At 61.3% G+C, this 18386-nt stretch carries 14 protein-coding genes; 13 read left to right on the forward strand and 1 reads right to left on the reverse strand.

Annotated elements, in window-relative coordinates; genetic code table 11:
- Positions 1–8: 8 nt before the first annotated feature.
- The gene (locus D109_RS0128370) at positions 9–905 is read right to left on the reverse strand and encodes a MurR/RpiR family transcriptional regulator (RefSeq protein WP_017479894.1); all 897 of its coding nucleotides are present in this window, start codon (positions 903–905) and stop codon (positions 9–11) included.
- A gap of 303 nt (positions 906–1208) precedes the next feature.
- Between D109_RS0128370 and iolC the strand changes: the two genes are divergently transcribed.
- The 13 genes from iolC (at position 1209) to D109_RS0128435 (ending at position 18366) form a co-directional block, all read left to right on the forward strand.
- Complete coding sequence (iolC, locus tag D109_RS0128375; protein WP_017479895.1) at positions 1209–3146, forward strand: 5-dehydro-2-deoxygluconokinase; 1938 nt, start codon at positions 1209–1211, stop codon at positions 3144–3146.
- A gap of 150 nt (positions 3147–3296) precedes the next feature.
- Complete coding sequence (iolE, locus tag D109_RS0128380) at positions 3297–4190, forward strand: myo-inosose-2 dehydratase (RefSeq protein ID WP_017479896.1); 894 nt, start codon at positions 3297–3299, stop codon at positions 4188–4190.
- Entirely contained in the window at positions 4187–4981 is a 795-nt protein-coding gene (iolB, locus tag D109_RS0128385) for a 5-deoxy-glucuronate isomerase (RefSeq protein WP_017479897.1), read from the forward strand. Before iolE ends, iolB begins: the two co-directional genes overlap by 4 nt.
- A gap of 22 nt (positions 4982–5003) precedes the next feature.
- Positions 5004–6506, forward strand: a complete 1503-nt coding sequence (locus tag D109_RS0128390) for a CoA-acylating methylmalonate-semialdehyde dehydrogenase (protein ID WP_017479898.1) — start codon at positions 5004–5006, stop codon at positions 6504–6506.
- 27 nt (positions 6507–6533) lie between these two features.
- On the forward strand, positions 6534–7349 hold the full coding sequence (locus D109_RS0128395) for a TIM barrel protein (protein WP_017479899.1): 816 nt from the start codon (positions 6534–6536) through the stop codon (positions 7347–7349).
- Between the two features lie 10 nt (positions 7350–7359).
- Positions 7360–9291: a 3D-(3,5/4)-trihydroxycyclohexane-1,2-dione acylhydrolase (decyclizing) gene (gene iolD / locus D109_RS0128400; RefSeq protein ID WP_017479900.1), complete on the forward strand. Its 1932-nt coding sequence runs from the start codon at positions 7360–7362 to the stop codon at positions 9289–9291.
- Positions 9292–9310: 19 nt separating this feature from the next.
- A complete protein-coding gene (locus D109_RS0128405; RefSeq protein WP_017479901.1) occupies positions 9311–10321 on the forward strand; it encodes a Gfo/Idh/MocA family protein in 1011 nt (336 codons plus the stop codon).
- Positions 10322–10657: 336 nt separating this feature from the next.
- Complete coding sequence (locus D109_RS0128410; RefSeq protein ID WP_017479902.1) at positions 10658–11698, forward strand: Gfo/Idh/MocA family protein; 1041 nt, start codon at positions 10658–10660, stop codon at positions 11696–11698.
- Positions 11699–12063: 365 nt separating this feature from the next.
- Complete coding sequence (locus D109_RS0128415; RefSeq protein WP_017479903.1) at positions 12064–12999, forward strand: sugar ABC transporter substrate-binding protein; 936 nt, start codon at positions 12064–12066, stop codon at positions 12997–12999.
- A gap of 63 nt (positions 13000–13062) precedes the next feature.
- Complete coding sequence (locus D109_RS0128420; RefSeq protein ID WP_017479904.1) at positions 13063–14622, forward strand: sugar ABC transporter ATP-binding protein; 1560 nt, start codon at positions 13063–13065, stop codon at positions 14620–14622.
- 59 nt (positions 14623–14681) lie between these two features.
- Positions 14682–15719 carry an ABC transporter permease gene (locus D109_RS0128425; protein ID WP_003214704.1) on the forward strand — a complete coding sequence of 346 codons (1038 nt, stop codon included), beginning with the start codon at positions 14682–14684 and terminating at the stop codon, positions 15717–15719.
- A gap of 402 nt (positions 15720–16121) precedes the next feature.
- A complete protein-coding gene (locus D109_RS0128430) occupies positions 16122–16526 on the forward strand; it encodes a TraR/DksA C4-type zinc finger protein (RefSeq protein ID WP_003214706.1) in 405 nt (134 codons plus the stop codon).
- A gap of 256 nt (positions 16527–16782) precedes the next feature.
- Positions 16783–18366, forward strand: a complete 1584-nt coding sequence (locus D109_RS0128435; protein WP_017479905.1) for a methyl-accepting chemotaxis protein — start codon at positions 16783–16785, stop codon at positions 18364–18366.
- Positions 18367–18386: the final 20 nt, after the last annotated feature.

The raw sequence follows: 18386 nt of genomic DNA on the forward strand, positions 1-18386 counted from the left end.
AACGATCGTCAGTCGTCGAACCCCACCTGCTCATGAATCTCATCGACCTTCAATTCCAGCCGATACGCCACGGCAATAAACAACGCCTGGCACAGGCACAGCGTCGCACTCAGTGACCTGAACGCAAACGACGAGCCCTCATTCACCAGCAACACCGTGCTCGCCCGCTTGGCCAGGGGCGACAGGTTGCTGTCGGTGATAATCAGCGTCTTGGCCTGATGGTGCTGGGCAATCCGCAAGCAGTGCTGGGTTTCCTTGCCGTACGGCGTAAAGCTGATGGCAATCACCAGGTCATTGGCCCGCACACTGCGCATCTGCTCGCGATAACTGCCGCCCAACCCCGACACCAGGTGAATCCGCTTGTTGGTGTGCTGCAGGTTGTACACCAGGTAATCCGCCACGGCGAACGAGCGGCGCACGCCCACCACGTAGATATTGTCGGCATTCACCACCAGGTCCACGGCCTTTTCAAAGGCCACGTCATCCAGCTCCAGCCCCAGGCGCTCGATGCCGGACAGCGTGGCATTCACGCACTCACGCGCCAGGTCGCCGCCGCTGGCTTTCTGCGACTTGTTGGCGATCATGCTGCGGATGCGTTGCTGGTAGTTCTGCACCGGCGTGGTCTTGTGGGTGTAGGCCTCGCGGAACAGCGCCTGCATTTCACTGAAGCCACTGAACCCGAAACGCTGGGAAAACCGCACGATGGCCGACGGGTGCACCTCGCATTCACGGGCGATGTCGCTGATGCGGTCGACCATGATCCGGTCGCTCTGCTGGCTCATGTAGCTGGCGATGCGCTTGAGCTGGCGCGGCAGGCTCTCGTATTCATCGGTGATCAGCTGCAACAACCGCTCGGCGTTCAGCGGCGGGCTGGCGAGTGCGTCTTCCGGGGCGCTCTGGGACATAGGGAATCCTTCTGGCTTGTTCTTATAGGGCGCGTTCAGTCGCCCCTGACAATAAGTCGATGTGCGCAAGTCTACAGGGTAGGCGCAAAAAAATACCTCGGCATCCCGCCCCACGGTACGGCTGAAACGATGCACCGTGGCTGGAACGCGCCGATGATGACGGATTGGAAAATATATTCTACGAAAAATATTTATAGAATAAATATTGATTGGTGTCGCCAGACGTTCTAGTCTGCTTGCACCAAGAGCGTATGCCGCCACCACGACGGCACACGCAGGCTGATAAAAATAACAGGAGCCAGCATGGGCCAGACTCGTTTTGCCAGTGGGCGTCAATTGGATCTGATTTGCCTGGGACGCCTGGGCGTCGACCTTTACGCACAACAAGTGGGTGCACGGCTGGAGGATGTCTCAAGCTTCGCCAAGTACCTCGGCGGTTCCTCCGCCAACATCGCGTTCGGCACCGCGCGGCTGGGGCTCAAGTCGGCGATGTTGAGCCGAGTGGGGGACGACCATATGGGGCGTTTCCTGCTGGAGTCCCTGGTCCGTGAAGGCTGCGATGTCAGCGGCATCAAGGTCGACCCGGAACGCCTCACAGCTCTGGTGCTGCTGGGCCTCAAGGACCGCGAAATCTTTCCCCTGGTGTTCTACCGCGAGAACTGCGCCGACATGGCCCTGCGCGCCGAAGACATCAGCGAAGCCTTCATTGCCTCCAGCAAGGCGCTGCTGATCACCGGCACTCACTTCTCCACCGACGGCGTGTACAAGGCCAGCATCCAGGCCCTGGACTACGCCGAGCGGTACAACGTCAAGCGCGTGCTCGACATCGACTACCGCCCGGTACTCTGGGGCCTGGCCGGCAAGGCCGACGGTGAAACCCGGTTTGTGGCTGACCAGAATGTCAGCCAGCACGTGCAGAAGATCCTCCCGCGCTTTGACCTGATTGTCGGCACCGAAGAAGAATTCCTGATTGCCGGTGGCAGTGAAGATTTGCTCACGGCACTGCGCACGGTGCGTGGCCTGACCTCCGCAACCCTGGTGGTCAAACTCGGCCCACGAGGTTGCACGGTGATTCACGGCGACATCCCGGCCCGCCTCGAAGATGGCGCGATCTACCCTGGCGTACGGGTGGAAGTGCTCAACGTCCTGGGCGCCGGTGATGCCTTTATGTCCGGCTTCCTCAGTGGCTGGCTTGAAGACGCCAGTGACGAGCGCTGCTGCCAGCTGGCCAATGCCTGCGGCGGCCTGGTGGTGTCGCGCCACGCCTGCGCACCGGCGATGCCGACCCGTGCCGAACTCGATTACCTGTTCAACAGCCCGGTGCCGATTACCCGCCCGGACCAGGACGCGGTGCTGCAACGCCTGCACCGGGTCAGCGTGCCACGCAAAGCCTGGAAGCAGCTGTTTGTGTTTGCCTTCGATCATCGCTGGCAGTTGGTGGAACTGGCCCAAAAAGGCGGCCAGGACCCGGCGCGCATCAGCGCCCTCAAGCAACTGTTTATCCAGGCCGTGGAACAGGTTGAAAGCAAACTGGCGGAGCAGGGCGTCGAAGCCGATGTCGGGATTCTGGCCGACCAACGCTTCGGCCAGGACGCGCTGAACGCCGCCAGCGGTCGCGGCTGGTGGATCGCCCGCCCCGTGGAAGTCCAGAACTCACGGCCGCTGGCCTTTGAACACGGCCGCTCAGTGGGCAGCAACCTGATTGCCTGGCCCCAGGAGCAAATCATCAAGTGCCTGGTGCAATTCCACCCTGACGACGAGCCGCTGCTGCGCCTGGAACAGGAAGCTCAACTCAAGAGCCTGTATCAGGCCTCCCTGGTCAGCGGCCATGAGTTGTTGCTGGAAATCGTGCCGCCCAAGGATCATCCGTCCACCTATCCCGACGTGCTCTACCGCAGCCTCAAGCGCCTGTACAACCTGGGTATCTACCCAGCGTGGTGGAAGATCGAGGCGCAGTCGGCGGCGGACTGGAAAAAGCTCGACGAACTGATCCAGGAACGCGATCCCTACTGCCGGGGCGTGGTGCTGCTGGGCCTGAACGCCTCCGCCGAATGCCTGGCCGATGGCTTCCGGCAAGCCAGCCAGAGCCAGACCTGCCGTGGTTTCGCCGTAGGCCGTACGATCTTCCAGGAGCCAAGCCGCGCCTGGCTGGCGGGGGAGATTGACGATCAAACCTTGATTGAGCAGGTGCAGTGCATCTTTGAGCAGTTGATTAATGCTTGGCGCAGTTCTCGAAGTTAAACACGCAATCAAATGTGGGAGCGGGCTTGCTCGCGAAAGCGGAGTGTCAGTCGACTGATACACCAACTGAACTACCGCCTTCGCGAGCAAGCCCGCTCCCACATAAAGCAGATCTCAGGCAACTCTGAAAAAACAATAATAGGTGCAGCCATGCCCGCTATCCGAATTGGCATCAACCCGATCTCCTGGAGCAACGACGACCTGCCGGCCCTGGGCGGCGAAACGCCGTTGAGCACGGCCCTCAGCGAAGGCAAGGACATCGGCTACGAAGGCTTTGAACTCAACGGTAAATTCCCCAAGGACGCCAAGGGCGTCGGTGATGTGCTGCGCCCGTATGACCTGGCGCTGGTCTCCGGCTGGTACTCCAGTCGCCTGGCCCGGCGCTCGGTGGCGGAAGAAATCGAAGCCATCGCCAGCCACGTCGAACTGCTGCGTGAAAACGGCGCCAGCGTGTTGGTGTATGGCGAAGTCGCCGACTCGATCCAGGGTTCGCCGGTGCGCCTGATGGAACGCCCGCGCTTCCACAGCGAGCAGGCCTGGCAGGAATACGCCGACAAACTCACCGAACTGGCGCGCTTCACCCTGTCCCAGGGCGTGCGCCTGGCGTACCACCACCATATGGGCGCCTACGTCGAATCCCCGGACGACATCGACCAACTGATGCGCCGCACCGGCCCGGAAGTCGGCCTGCTGTTCGACTCGGGCCACTGCTACATGGGTGGCGGCGAACCGATCGAAGTGCTGCGCAAACACATCGACCGCATCTGCCACGTGCACTTCAAGGATGTGCGCAAGCCGGTGGTGCAACTGGCGCGCAACCAGATGTGGAGCTTTCCGGACTGCATCGTCAACGGCACCTTCACCGTGCCCGGCGACGGTGATATCGACTTCGCCGCACTGCTGGACGTGCTGCTGGCCGCCAATTACAAGGGCTGGCTGGTGGTGGAGGCGGAACAGGATCCAGCCGTGGCGCCGAGCTACCTCTATGCGAAGAAGGGTTACGACACCCTGCGCGCACTGTTGAGCGAGAGGACTGGACAATGAGCCTGTTGGTCAAAAGCAGCAAGCGCGGGCAAACCATGGTCGCCCTGGAAGAAGGGCGCCTGGAATACGTGGGGTTTGCCGCCTACCGCCTGAGCCTGGGCGAAACCCTGCCGGTGACGGCCGGTGATAAAGAGCTGTGCCTGGTGCTGCTCAGCGGCCGGGTGACGATTCAGGGCGAAGGCTTCAACTGGGAAAACCTCGGTGATCGCCACTCGGTGTTTGAAGACAAATCCCCCTTTGCGGCCTACCTGCCACCGGGCACCGACGCCCAGGTCACCGCGTTGAGCGACGTGCAAATCGCCGTGTGTGCCGCTCCCGGCTCAACCGAAGCCGGCCTGGCGCCCCGTCTGATCCGCCCCGAGCAATGCAAACGCAGCGTACGCGGCAAGGGCGCCAACACCCGCTACGTGTGCGACATCCTGCCCGACAGCGAGCCTGCCCATTCGCTGCTGGTGGTGGAGGTGCGTACGCCGTCCGGTCACTCGTCGAGCTACCCGCCCCACAAGCACGACACCGACGATCTGCCGCACCAGAGCTTTCTCGAAGAAACCTATTACCACCAGATCAACCCGCCCCAGGGCTTTGTGTTCCAGCGCGTCTACACCGACGACCGCAGCATCGACCAGGCCATGGCCGTGGAAAACAGCGATTTGGTGGTGGTGCCCAAGGGTTATCACCCGGTCAGCGTGCCGTATGGCTACGAGTCCTACTACCTGAACGTGATGGCCGGCCCCAAGCGCGCCTGGCATTTCCATAACGACCCGCAGCACAGCTGGCTGCTGGATCTTTAAGCACTTTCGACGGAGAACACTAATGAGCAACGCCCCGGTAATCGGCCATTACATCAACGGCCAGGTGCAGGACAGCAGTAGCGAGCGCTTCAGCAATGTGTTCAACCCGGCCACCGGCGAAGTCCAGGCCCGTGTCGGGTTGGCCAGCCAGAAGACCGTCGATGAAGCCGTCGCGTCGGCACTCAAAGCCTTCCCGGCGTGGTCCGAGCAATCGTCCCTGCGCCGGTCGCGGGTGTTGTTCAAGTTCAAGGAACTGCTCGACCAGCACCATGACGAACTGGCGGAAATCATCAGTCGCGAACACGGCAAGGTGTTCTCCGACGCCAAGGGCGAAGTCACCCGAGGCATCGAGATCGTCGAGTACGCCTGTGGCGCCCCCAACCTGCTGAAAACCGATTTCAGCGACAACATCGGCGGCGGCATCGACAACTGGAACCTGCGCCAGCCACTGGGCGTGTGCGCCGGCATCACCCCGTTCAACTTCCCGGTGATGGTGCCGCTGTGGATGATCCCGCTGGCGTTGGCCACCGGTAACTGCTTCATCCTCAAGCCTTCCGAGCGCGACCCGTCCGCCAGTTTGCTGATGGCCCGCCTGCTGACCGAAGCCGGGCTGCCCGACGGCGTGTTCAACGTGGTGCAGGGCGACAAGAGCGCGGTTGACGGCCTGTTGCAGCACCCGGATATCGAGGCGATTTCGTTCGTCGGTTCCACCCCGATTGCCGAGTACATCCACCAGCAGGCCACCCAGCGCGGCAAGCGTGTGCAGGCATTGGGCGGCGCGAAGAACCATATGATCGTGATGCCGGACGCCGACCTGGACCAGGCGGCAGACGCCTTGATCGGCGCGGCTTATGGCTCGGCCGGCGAGCGCTGCATGGCGATCTCGATTGCCGTGGTGGTGGGCGATGTCGGCGACAAGCTGATCGAAAAACTGCTGCCGCGTATCGATCAGCTGAAGGTCGGCAACGGCCTGCAAAAAGACAGCGAGATGGGCCCGCTGGTCACCGCTGAGCACAAGGCCAAGGTTGAGGGTTTTATCGATCAGGGCGTGGCCCAAGGTGCGAAGCTGATCGTCGACGGTCGTGGCTTCAAGGTGCCGGGCGCGGAGGGTGGTTTCTTCGTCGGTGCAACCTTGTTCGATAACGTCACCACCGAGATGAGCATCTATCAGCAAGAGATCTTCGGGCCGGTGCTGGGCATCGTGCGGGTGGCGGATTTTGCCAGCGCCGTCGCCTTGATCAACGCCCATGAGTTCGGCAACGGCGTGTCGTGCTTTACCAGCGACGGCGGCATCGCCCGTGCCTTTGCCCGCACCATCAAGGTCGGCATGGTCGGCATCAACGTGCCGATTCCGGTGCCGATGGCCTGGCATTCGTTCGGTGGCTGGAAGCGCTCGCTGTTCGGCGACCACCACGCCTATGGCGAAGAAGGCATTCGTTTCTACAGCCGCTACAAAAGCGTGATGCAGCGCTGGCCTGACAGCATCGCCAAGGGCCCTGAATTCAGCATGCCAACCGCCAAGTAAATGTTTCGAGTGTGGAGCACAACAATAATGAAGTCGCCTCTACGTTTTGCCCTGAACCGCATGGTCGCCCCTAGCCTTTCCCTGCCGGATTTCATCCAGCTGGCGGTGACCCTGAAATGCGACGCCATCGAGATCCGCAACGACCTCAAGGGTATCGAAATTGAAGACGGCACCCCTGCCAGCCGCGTGCGCGAATTGTGCGCAGTGCATGGCATCACCGTGCTGTCGATCAACGCGCTGTACCCGTTTGATGTGTGGAATGACGAGCGCCGCGCCCAAGCCATCAAGTTGGCCGCCTATGCCCGCGAAAGCGGTGCGCAGGCGTTGGTGATGTGCCCGTTGAACGACCGCGCCGACCCGCGCAACGAAGCCCAGTGCGCAGCCGGTTTGCGTACGTCCTTGAGTGAACTGGCGCCGATCCTGCGGGAATACGGGATTCTCGGTTTTGTCGAGCCCCTGGGGTTTGAAGAGTGCTCCCTGCGCCGCAAGCGCGTGGCAGTGGATGCGATCAAGGCCATCGGTGGCCTGGATGTGTTCCGCGTGGTGCACGACACCTTCCACCACCACCTGGCCAGCGAACATGAGTTTTTCCCCGAGCTGACCGGGCTGGTGCACATCTCCGGTGTGGAAGACGCCGACGCGCCGCTGAACTCGATCCGCGACGGTCACCGCGTGCTGGTGGGCGAGGGCGATATCCTCGGCAATGCCGCGCAGATCGACACGCTGCTCAGCACCGGCTACAGCGGTTACTTGTCGTTCGAACCGTTCGCCGCAAGCGTGCACGGCCTGGCAGATATCAAGCAGGCGTTGGGGGCGAGTATCGCCCACCTGCAGAAACGATAAGGGGCACTCCATGACCACAACCCGATTGACCATGGCCCAGGCCCTGGTGAAGTTTCTGGATAACCAGTACATCGAAGTCGACGGTGTGCAGAGCAAATTTGTCGCCGGTATCTTCACGATTTTCGGCCACGGCAATGTGCTGGGCCTCGGCCAGGCCCTGGAACAGGACAGCGGCGACCTGGTGGTGCACCAGGGCCGCAACGAGCAAGGCATGGCCCATGCGGCGATCGGTTTTGCCAAGCAGCACTTGCGCCGCAAGATCTACGCCTGCAGCTCTTCGGTGGGGCCGGGTGCGGCGAATATGTTGACCGCCGCGGCGACCGCGACCGCCAACCGGATTCCGCTGCTGCTGTTGCCCGGTGATGTGTACGCCAGTCGCCAGCCCGATCCTGTGCTGCAACAGATCGAGCAGTTCCACGACTTGAGCATCAGCACCAACGACGCGTTTCGTTCCGTCAGCAAATACTGGGACCGCATCAATCGCCCGGAACAGCTGATGACGGCGGCGATCCACGCCATGCGCGTGCTCACCGACCCTGCGGAAACCGGCGCCGTGACCCTGGCCCTGCCGCAGGATGTACAGGGCGAAGCCTGGGATTACCCGGATTACTTCCTGCAAAAACGCGTGCACCGGATCGACCGGCGCCCGCCGACCGAAGCGATGCTGGGGGATGCCGTGGCGGTGTTCAAGGGCAAGCGCAAACCGTTGATCGTGTGTGGCGGCGGGGTCAAATACTCCGGCGCGAATGCCGCACTGCAAGCCTTTGCCGAGCGCTTTGACATTCCGTTCGCGGAAACCCAGGCGGGCAAGAGTGCGGTGGTTTCAAGCCATCCTCTGAACCTCGGCGGCCTGGGTGAAACCGGCTGCCTGGCGGCGAATCTGCTGGCGCCGGAAGCCGACCTGATCATCGGCATCGGCACGCGCTATACCGATTTCACCACCTCGTCGAAGTCGCTGTTCAAGCATCCCGAGGTGCAGTTTCTCAACCTGAATATCAGCCCCTGCGACGCACTGAAACTCGATGGCGTGCAGTTGCTGGCGGATGCCAAGGTCGGTCTGGAAGCTCTGGCTGAAGCCTTGGGCGACTACCGTTCCAGTTGGGGCGATCAACCACGGGATGCCAAGGCGCAGTTGGACGTCGAGGTCGATCGCATCTACCAGGCCGAATACCAGACTGAACACTTCGTCCCGGAAATCAACGACCACATGGACCCGGCGGTGCTGCGTGAGTTTATCGAACTGACCGGTTCCTGCCTGACCCAAAGCCGCGTACTCGGTGTGCTCAACGACACCCTGGCCGACGACGCGATCATCGTCGCCGCCGCCGGCAGCCTGCCGGGTGACTTGCAACGCAGCTGGCGCAGCAAGGGCGTGAACACCTACCACGTCGAATACGGTTATTCGTGCATGGGTTACGAGGTCAACGCCGCATTGGGCGTCAAGCTGGCCGAGCCCGAGCGCGAGGTGTACGCATTGGTGGGCGACGGTTCCTACATGATGCTGCACTCGGAGTTGGTCACCTCGATTCAAGAGCGGCGCAAGATCAACGTGGTGCTGCTGGATAACATGACCTTTGGTTGCATCAACAACCTGCAAATGAACAACGGCATGGACAGCTTCTGCACCGAGTTTCGCTTCCGCAATCCCGAGACCGGCAACCTCGACGGCGGTTTTGTGCCGGTGGACTTCGCCATGAGCGCGGCGGCCTATGGCTGCAAGACCTACAAGGTCAACACCGTTGAACAACTGCAGGCTGCGCTGGCTGATGCACGCACACAAACCGTGTCGACGCTGATCGATATCAAGGTGCTGCCCAAGACCATGATTCACGGGTACCTGTCCTGGTGGCGGGTGGGTGTGGCGCAGGTGTCCACCAGTGAGCGCACCAACGCGGTGGCCAAACAACTCAACGAACGCCTGGCCAAGGCCCGGCAGTACTAATAACAAGAGGAGTGTTTTCATGTCTTTGAAGTTGGGTGTTATCGGTACTGGCGCCATCGGCCAGGATCACATTCGTCGTTGCAGCCAGACCTTGCTCAACAGTCAGGTGGTGGCCGTGACCGACATCAACCTTGAGCAGGCTGCCAAGGTCGTCTCGGACCTGAAACTCACCGCCGAGGTCTACCCGGACGGCCACGCGCTGATCAACTCGCCGCAAGTCGAGGCGGTGCTGGTGACCTCCTGGGGCCCGAGCCACGAAGAATTTGTGTTGGCGGCGATTGCGGCCGGCAAACCCGTGTTCTGTGAGAAGCCGCTGGCGGTGACTGCCGAAGGCTGCCGCAAGATCGTCGAGGCCGAAGTGGCCCACGGCAAGCGCCTGGTGCAGGTGGGTTTCATGCGCCCGTATGACCAAGGCTATCGCGCCTTGAAAGCTGTGATCGACAGCGGCCAGATCGGCGAGCCGTTGATGCTGCACTGCGCGCACCGCAACCCTAGGGTGGGCGAAAACTACAAGACCGACATGGCGATCACCGACACCCTGATCCACGAGCTGGATGTGTTGCGCTGGTTGCTGGCCGATGACTATGTGTCGGTGCAAGTGGTGTTCCCGCGTAAATCGAGCAAGGCGCTGGCGCACTTGCGCGACCCGCAGATCGTGCTGCTGGAAACCGCCAAGGGCACGCGTATCGATGTGGAAGTGTTTGTGAACTGCCAGTACGGCTACGACATTCAGTGCGAAGTGGTGGGGGAGACCGGTATTGCGAAATTGCCGGAGCCGTCCCAGGTGCAGATGCGCAGCGAGGCCAAGCTGTCGAATGCAATTCTGATGGATTGGAAAGACCGGTTTATCGCGGCGTATGACGTCGAGTTGCAAGCGTTTATCGATGGCGTAAGGGCAGGGCAGGTCGGCGGGCCGTCGGCGTGGGATGGTTTTGCGGCGGCGGTGGCGGCGGATGCATGCATTGAGGCGCAGAGCAGTGGGCAGATTGTGAAAGTGGGCCTGCCACCCCGTCCGCATTTCTACGGCTAACCACAACCTTCACTGATGGAATGCAGTCAGTGTGGGAGCGGGCTTGTTCGCGAATGCGGTGTGTCAGTTAATGAATTTGGATACTGATCCACCGCATTCGCGAGCAAGCCCGCTCCCACATAAGGCGATCCGGGAGACTTCATATTATGCGCATCGCATTAGACCCCTGCATGTACCGCTGATGCTGGAGCGGGTTACCCCTTAGATCGTTGTGGCTTGCTCTGTGGCGAGGGAGCTTGCTCCCGCTGGGGTGCGAAGCGCCCCCAAAAGCTAGCGACTGCTACGCAGTCGAGCGGGAGCAAGCTCCCTCGCCACCATTAACCAAGGAGTATTTGTATGCGAATCGGACTGGTTGGATACGGCAAAGGCGGCCGTGTATTTCATGCACCCCTGATAGCCAGCCTGCCGGGGGCGACCTTTGTCGGCGTGGTGACGCGGTCACCCGAACGTCGCCAGCAACTGGCAACGGATCACCCCGGTGTGAAGGCCTTCGACAGTATCGGGCAGATCACCGAGGCCGGCGTCGACGTGCTGGTGATCTCCACCACCCTCAAGGGCCGTCCGGCCCTGGTGCTGGAGGCCATTGAACACGGTGTGGCCGTGGTCAGCGACAAACCCTTCGCCAGCAACGCCGAACAGGCCCAGGCCTTGATTACTGCCGCCGAACGCCAGGGTGTGCTGCTCAGCGTCTACCAGAACCGGCGCTGGGACTCGGACTTCCTGACCCTGCGCAAGCTGATCGATGCCGGCGCCCTGGGCACCATCACCCGCTTCGAATCCCGGGTGGAGCGCTACAACCCAGACTCCGTGGGCAATGCCAGCGGCGGCGGTTTCCTGCGGGACCTGGGCAGCCATCTGGTGGACCAAGCCATGCAGCTGTTTGGCCCGGTGGACCGGGTGTTCGCCCAGTTGTACTACACCGCCGATGAGCCCAACGTGGATCACGGCTTCTTTGTATCGCTGACCCACGCCAACGGGGTGATTTCGCACCTGTGGGGCAATGCCCTGCAAAACAGCCAGGCCCCGCGTTTTCGGGTAAATGGCACCGCCGGTTGTTACACCGTCGAAGGGCTGGACGGTCAGGAAGACGCGCTGCTGGCCGGCAAGACCCCAAAGACCGAAGGCGAGCACTGGGGCGCCGAAGAGCACCGACGCTGGGGCTGGTTCGAGCAAGGTCCGGATCGTGAGCGGGTACCGTCGGAAAAGGGCCGCTGGAATCAGTTCTACAGTCAGTTGCAAAACGCCGTGCACGGTCATGGCGAGTTGCCGGTGAACGTCCAGGATGCGCTGGCAACCACCCGCGTACTGGACGCGGCACGCCTCAGTTCCGAACGTCAGCAGGTGGTGGAAATGGCGGAGGTGGAGCCGCACAGATGAAAAATAGAATAAAATTCTAAAACAGGTTGATATGGAAATTATTTTCCAATAAAGTCATTCCAGGTTGCATAAAGTACGTTCGGACTCGATTCGGGCGACTCGACAAAAACAAGATCAAAACAACCAGGTACCGTCAGATGAAAATCTTCAACGCTGTACTGCGAGTTTTACGTCCTGCCCTCAAGCCTCGCGGTCTGCCCCGCGCCCGGCCGTTTTACTTTTCCCTCCTGAATGTCCTGTGCGTCGAAAGCAAGGGTTCCCTGGTGTGCTGCATTCCGGGGGCGCCGATCGTTCGACTGCCGACCGCTTCGCTCTGAAAAACGCAACGTCCACAAAACCAACAAGAAATTGGAGACAGACCGTTCATGAAGACCCCGATCCGTTTTACCGCGCTGGCCCTGTCCATGATGCTCGCCAGTGGTTTCGCCACGGCGGCCGATATCAAGGTGGGCGTGAGCATGTCGGCGTTCGATGACACCTTCCTGACTTACCTGCGTGAGGACATGGACAAGCAAGCCAAGTCCTACCCCAAGGGTGACGGCGTGCAGCTGCAGTTCGAAGACGCCCGCGCCGATGTGGTCAAGCAACTGAGCCAGGTCGAGAGCTTCATCAGCCAGAAAGTCGATGCCATCATCGTCAATCCGGTCGATACCGCATCGACCAAGAACATTATCACCGAAGCTACCAAGGCGGGGATTCCGCTGGTGTTCGTCAACCGGCGTCCCGACCAGAAAGAATTACCCAAGGGCGTGGTGGCGGTGACCTCCGATGACGTCGAGGCGGGTCGCCTGCAAATGCAGTACATCGCCGAAAAGCTCGGCGGCAAGGGCAAGATCGTGATCCTGCTGGGTGACCTGGCAAACAACTCCACCACCAACCGCACCAAGGGGGTGAAGGAAGTCCTGGCCAAATACCCAGGCATCACCATCGAGCAGGAACAGACCGGCATCTGGCTGCGTGACAAGGGCATGACCCTGGTCAACGACTGGCTGACCCAAGGCCGTGAATTCAACGCGGTGCTGGCCAACAACGACGAGATGGCCATCGGTGCGTCCATGGCGTTGAAGTCGGCGGGCACCAAGCCGGGCACCGTGTTGATCGCTGGGGTGGATGGCACACCGGACGGTTTGAACGCGATTACCAAGGGCGACATGGCCGCGTCGGCGTTCCAGGACGCCAATGGCCAGGCCGTGGGTTCGGTGGAAGCGGCGCGCAAGATGGCCAGGCACGAGCCGGTGGAGCAGAACGTGGTGATCCCGTTCAAGCTGATCACCCCGGACAACGTCAAAGACTTCAAGTAGCCCTTAATAACAACAATAAACCGGCAGGGCAGCCACGGCGGCCCTGCTGACGGAGTACCCGATATGTTTGCTCAAGCGACTGCTTCGCAAGCCCCGCTGCCGGGCCCTCAGCCCGACGGGCTGATCGAGCCCTACCTGCTGGAGATTTCCAATATCAGCAAAGGCTTTCCCGGCGTCGTGGCCCTGGCCGATGTGCAGCTGCGGGTGCGCCCCGGCTCGGTGCTGGCGCTGATGGGCGAGAACGGTGCGGGCAAGTCGACGCTAATGAAGATCATCGCTGGCATCTATCAGCCTGACGCTGGTGAAATCCGCTTGCGTGGCAAGCCGATCAAATTCGAAACGCCGTTGGCGGCGCAGAAGGCCGGGATCGCGATGATCCACCAGGAACTCAACCTGATGCCCCACATGAGCATCGCCGAGAACATCTGGATCGGCCGCGAACAGCTCAACGGCCTGCACATGGTCAACCACCGGGAAATGCACCGCTGCACCGCCGAACTGCTGGCGCGGTTGCGGATCAACCTCGACCCGGAAGAGCACGTCGGCAACCTGAGCATCGCCGAGCGGCAGATGGTCGAGATTGCCAAGGCAGTGTCCTATGACTCCGACATCCTGATCATGGATGAACCGACCTCAGCCATTACCGACAAGGAAGTGGCCCACCTGTTTTCGATCATTGCCGACCTCAAGTCCCAGGGCAAAGGCATCATCTACATCACCCATAAAATGAACGAAGTGTTCGCCATCGCCGATGAAGTGGCGGTGTTCCGCGATGGCGCCTATATCGGCCTGCAGCGGGCCGACAGCATGGACAGCGACAGCCTGATCTCGATGATGGTGGGGCGTGAGCTGAGCCAGCTGTTCCCGGTGCGGGACAAGCCCATCGGCGATCTGCTGCTGTCGGTGCGCGACCTGCGCCTGGACGGGGTGTTCCAGGGCGTGTCGTTTGACCTGCACGCCGGGGAGATTCTCGGTATCGCCGGGCTGATGGGCTCCGGGCGGACCAACGTGGCAGAAACCATTTTTGGCATCACCCCAAGCTCCGGCGGCGAAATCCAGCTGGACGGCAAGACCGTGCGCATCACCGACCCGCATATGGCCATCGAGAAGGGCTTCGCGCTGCTGACCGAAGACCGCAAGCTCAGCGGCCTGTTCCCCTGCCTGTCGGTGCTGGAAAACATGGAGATGGCCGTGCTGCCGCATTACTCCGGCAACGGTTTTATCCAGCAAAAAGCCCTGCGTGCCCTGTGCGAAGACATGTGCACCAAGCTGCGGGTGAAAACCCCGTCGCTGGAACAGTGCATCGACACCTTGTCCGGTGGCAACCAGCAAAAAGCCCTGTTGGCCCGCTGGCTGATGACCAACCCACGGCTGCTGATCCTCGATGAACCCACCCGCGGTATCGACGTGGGCGCCAAGGCCGAGATCTACCGGCTGATTTCCTACCTGGCCAGCGAAGGCATGGCCGTGATCATGATTTCCTCGGAGCTGCCCGAGGTGCTGGGCATGAGCGACCGGGTGATGGTGATGCACGAAGGCGACCTGATGGGCACCCTGGACCGCGCGGATGCGACCCAGGAAAAAGTCATGCAACTGGCTTCCGGTATGACGGCGGTCCACTAACGAACAGACGGCGCCGGCCCGTTGTGGCCGGCGCAACGCGATAAAAAAGGTGAGTGGTTATGAACGCGATACTGGAAAGCAAACCCGAGGAAAAGAAGCCCGCCGCGGCGCCGGTCAAGCACCGTCGACGCATGCCCACCGAGCTGAGCATCCTGCTGGTGCTGATAGGCATCGGCCTGGTGTTTGAGTTGTTCGGCTGGATCGTCCGCGACCAGAGCTTCCTGATGAACTCCCAGCGCCTGGTGTTGATGATCCTGCAAGTGTCGATCATCGGCCTGCTGGCGATTGGCGTGACCCAGGTGATCATCACCACCGGTATTGATCTGTCCTCGGGTTCGGTGCTGGCCTTGTCGGCGATGATCGCTGCCAGTCTGGCGCAGACTTCCGACTTTTCCCGTGCGGTGTTTCCGTCCCTGACGGACCTGCCGGTGTGGATACCGGTGGCGATGGGGCTGGGCGTGGGGCTGCTGGCGGGGGCCATCAACGGCAGCATTATTGCGGTCACCGGGATTCCACCGTTTATTGCGACCCTCGGCATGATGGTCTCGGCCCGTGGCCTGGCGCGTTACTACACCGAAGGCCAGCCGGTGAGCATGCTCTCGGACTCCTACACGGCCATCGGCCACGGCGCGATGCCGGTGGTGATCTTCCTGGTGGTGGCGGTGATCTTCCATATCGCCCTGCGCTACACCAAGTACGGCAAATACACCTACGCCATCGGCGGCAACATGCAGGCGGCGCGGACCTCGGGCATCAACGTAAAGCGCCACCTGATCATCGTCTACAGCATCGCTGGCTTGCTGGCGGGCCTGGCCGGTGTAGTGGCGTCGGCACGGGCAGCCACCGGGCAGGCGGGCATGGGCATGTCCTATGAGCTGGACGCGATTGCCGCCGCGGTGATCGGCGGCACCAGCCTGGCGGGCGGGGTAGGGCGCATCACCGGCACCGTGATCGGCGCGCTGATCCTCGGGGTGATGGCCAGCGGGTTTACCTTCGTCGGCGTGGATGCCTACATCCAGGACATCATCAAGGGCCTGATCATTGTGGTGGCGGTGGTAATCGACCAGTATCGCAACAAGCGCAAACTCAAGCGCTGACGCGGTCCTCAAGGCCGCATCGGTCAAAATGTGGGAGCGGGCTTGCTCGCGAAGACCGTGTATCAGTTAAACATTCAGTGACTGACACACTGCCTTCGCGAGCAAGCCCGCTCCCACATTTAACCGTTTGTCTTCTATATAGCTCCACAACACTGAATTTCTTGCTATAAACGCACTCCGATGACCGTTCGCCGAGCCCGTCCTGGTGCCTTTGCGGGTTATCTTGGAAAAAATGCCTGTCATTTCAGTTGCTGAGCCCTCAAGTCGGCCTTAGACTGCCGCCCCTCGTAAATTGAGTGCCGGGTGGCGCTTGAAATGGACGGCGCCTTTCCGAGACCTGCAGAGGTCGGCCGGAACGCTCCCTTATTCGCCTTAATGCACGTATTTTTTATAGAGAAATCAATGACAAAGGAAAAGTTGCTGGCCATGCCGGCGGATGACTACATGAATGCCGAGCAGCACGCTTTTTTCGAGAAGTTGTTGCAAGACATGAAAGTGGAACACCACGAGCGCATCGAGCAGAACCGCATCGCCATTGAAAGCCTGGACACCCCGGCTGACCCGGCTGATGCCGCGTCTGTCGAAGAAGAGCGCACCTGGCTGGTGAATGCCATCGACCGCGACCAGCGCATGCTGCCGCAACTTGAGCAGGCCCTGGGCCGTATCAAGGAAGACTCCTTCGGCTGGTGCGATGACAGCGGCGAGCCTATCGGCCTCAAGCGCCTGCTGATCAGCCCGACCACCAAGTACTGCATCGAAGCGCAAGAGCGCCACGAGCAAATCGACAAGCACCAGCGTCAAGCCTGATGCCGCCCGTGTAGGAGCGAGCTTGCTCGCGAAGGTCGTTAACGATAACGCGGGAAACCTGATACCCAACGGTGTTCTCAGGTTCTTCGCGAGCACGCTCGCTCCTACATAGATTTCGCCCGTATTACCCCTGTCTATTGATCTGCTGCAAGCCCCCCACTAAAGGCCCATGGATAATGGCTACGTAGTGGCGTCTAATGCAGTCACAATAACGACAAGCAGCGGGGTAACGAACATGGCTGGAGACGGATCTCTCATGGGCGCAGCAGTGTCACCCCCTCCGGTGACGCGACAGTTGCCCGGCTGGTTGACGCCGCTCCTGCAAAGTACCGCCCTGGTGCTGTTGCTGCTGGGCCTGGCGTTCGCCCAACTGTCGATTTACCTGTGCCTGCCGGTAGCGCTGCTACTGATCTGGCTACCCCGCCTGACACATCGCACCCCCAGCGCCGCACCTTCCGAAGCCACCGATGCGATCGGCGAGCTGACCCGCGACCTGTCCTACACCACCAGCCATAACGCATTGTCTGCTGCCGGCGTGGCCTATTCGGTCAAGCAACTGGCGGCCAGGCTGCAATCACAATTAGGCGCGGCGCAGCAGATCGTCAGCAGTGCCGAAGTGATGATCGGCACCGAGAAAGTCACCTCGGCGCTGAGCCGCCAGGCCCTCGGCGCTGCCAGCCAGGCTCATCAACGCAGTACCGAAGGGCGTGAGGTGCTGGCGCAATCCATCACCCGCATGCACCAGCTCAGCCAGCGTGCCAACGACAGTCGCCAGTTGATCGAGGCCTTGAGCCAGCGCAGCGAAGAAATCCAGCGTGTCGCCCTGGTGATTCAGTCGATTGCCAGCCAGACCAACCTGTTGGCCTTGAATGCGGCGATTGAAGCGGCGCGGGCCGGAGAGCATGGTCGTGGGTTTGCGGTCGTCGCCGACGAAGTGCGCGGCCTGGCCGGGCGAACCGCCACGGCGACCGATGAAGTCGGGGTGATGGTGGCGGATATCCAGCAGCGCACCGGCCAGGTGGTGGAGCAGATCCGGCAATTGTCGGCGGATTTGCAATCCGGTGTAGAGCAGGTGGAGCACGCCGGGGAGCAACTGGACAGCATCGCCACCCTGGCGGCGAACGTGGAGGGCCAGGTCAACGAGATCGCCCAAGGCACGGACACTAACCGCGACCAACTCGACAGCCTGTTCCATGCGGTGGAGCAGATGCGCAGCGACTTGACCGTCAGCGACCAGCAAACCCAACAGTTGGCAGCTGCCGCCGTACAAATGGAAGGGCAGGCCGAAACCATCAGCGAGCGCCTCGCCGAGGTCGGCCTGGACGACTATCACCAGCGTATCTATGACCTGGCCCGCGAGGGGGCGAGCCGGATCGCCGCGCAGTTTGAAGCCGACGTCCTGCAAAACCGCATCAGCCTCGATGATCTGTTCGACCGCAACTACACCCCCATTCCCAATACTCAACCCAGCAAGTACCACACGCGCTTTGATGGCTACACCGACCAGGTGCTGCCGGCGATCCAGGAAGCCTTGTTGCCTCGGCATGAAGGACTGGTGTTCGCGATTGCCTGCACGCCACAGGGTTATGTGCCGACCCACAACAAGGTGTTTTCCCAAACGTTGACCGGCGATGCCCAGGTGGACGCGGTACAGAACCGCACCAAGCGCAAGTTTGAAGACCGCACTGGGATCCGCTGCGGCAGCCACCAGCAGGCGGTGTTGTTGCAGACCTACACTCGCGATACCGGTGAGTTGATGCACGACTTGTCGGTGCCGATCACGGTCAATGGCCGGCATTGGGGTGGCTTGCGCCTGGGCTATAAACCCGAGGGGCGCTGACTCAGCGAGGCGATTGTTGC

The organism is Pseudomonas sp. PAMC 26793 (assembly GCF_000313235.1).
GTDB lineage: Bacteria > Pseudomonadota > Gammaproteobacteria > Pseudomonadales > Pseudomonadaceae > Aquipseudomonas > Aquipseudomonas yamanorum.

Excerpts from the sequence above, each read along its gene's own strand:
- D109_RS0128430 (WP_003214706.1), top strand. The coding sequence starts at position 16,122 with ATGACAAAGGAAAAGTTGCTGGCCATGCCGGCGGATGACTACATGAAT.
- iolB (WP_017479897.1), top strand. The coding sequence starts at position 4,187 with ATGAGCCTGTTGGTCAAAAGCAGCAAGCGCGGGCAAACCATGGTCGCC.
- D109_RS0128415 (WP_017479903.1), top strand. The coding sequence starts at position 12,064 with ATGAAGACCCCGATCCGTTTTACCGCGCTGGCCCTGTCCATGATGCTC.
- D109_RS0128420 (WP_017479904.1), top strand. The coding sequence starts at position 13,063 with ATGTTTGCTCAAGCGACTGCTTCGCAAGCCCCGCTGCCGGGCCCTCAG.
- D109_RS0128405 (WP_017479901.1), top strand. The coding sequence starts at position 9,311 with ATGTCTTTGAAGTTGGGTGTTATCGGTACTGGCGCCATCGGCCAGGAT.
- D109_RS0128370 (WP_017479894.1), bottom strand. The coding sequence starts at position 905 with ATGTCCCAGAGCGCCCCGGAAGACGCACTCGCCAGCCCGCCGCTGAAC.
- iolE (WP_017479896.1), top strand. The coding sequence starts at position 3,297 with ATGCCCGCTATCCGAATTGGCATCAACCCGATCTCCTGGAGCAACGAC.
- iolC (WP_017479895.1), top strand. The coding sequence starts at position 1,209 with ATGGGCCAGACTCGTTTTGCCAGTGGGCGTCAATTGGATCTGATTTGC.
- D109_RS0128435 (WP_017479905.1), top strand. The coding sequence starts at position 16,783 with ATGGGCGCAGCAGTGTCACCCCCTCCGGTGACGCGACAGTTGCCCGGC.
- iolD (WP_017479900.1), top strand. The coding sequence starts at position 7,360 with ATGACCACAACCCGATTGACCATGGCCCAGGCCCTGGTGAAGTTTCTG.
- D109_RS0128410 (WP_017479902.1), top strand. The coding sequence starts at position 10,658 with ATGCGAATCGGACTGGTTGGATACGGCAAAGGCGGCCGTGTATTTCAT.
- D109_RS0128425 (WP_003214704.1), top strand. The coding sequence starts at position 14,682 with ATGAACGCGATACTGGAAAGCAAACCCGAGGAAAAGAAGCCCGCCGCG.
- D109_RS0128395 (WP_017479899.1), top strand. The coding sequence starts at position 6,534 with ATGAAGTCGCCTCTACGTTTTGCCCTGAACCGCATGGTCGCCCCTAGC.
- D109_RS0128390 (WP_017479898.1), top strand. The coding sequence starts at position 5,004 with ATGAGCAACGCCCCGGTAATCGGCCATTACATCAACGGCCAGGTGCAG.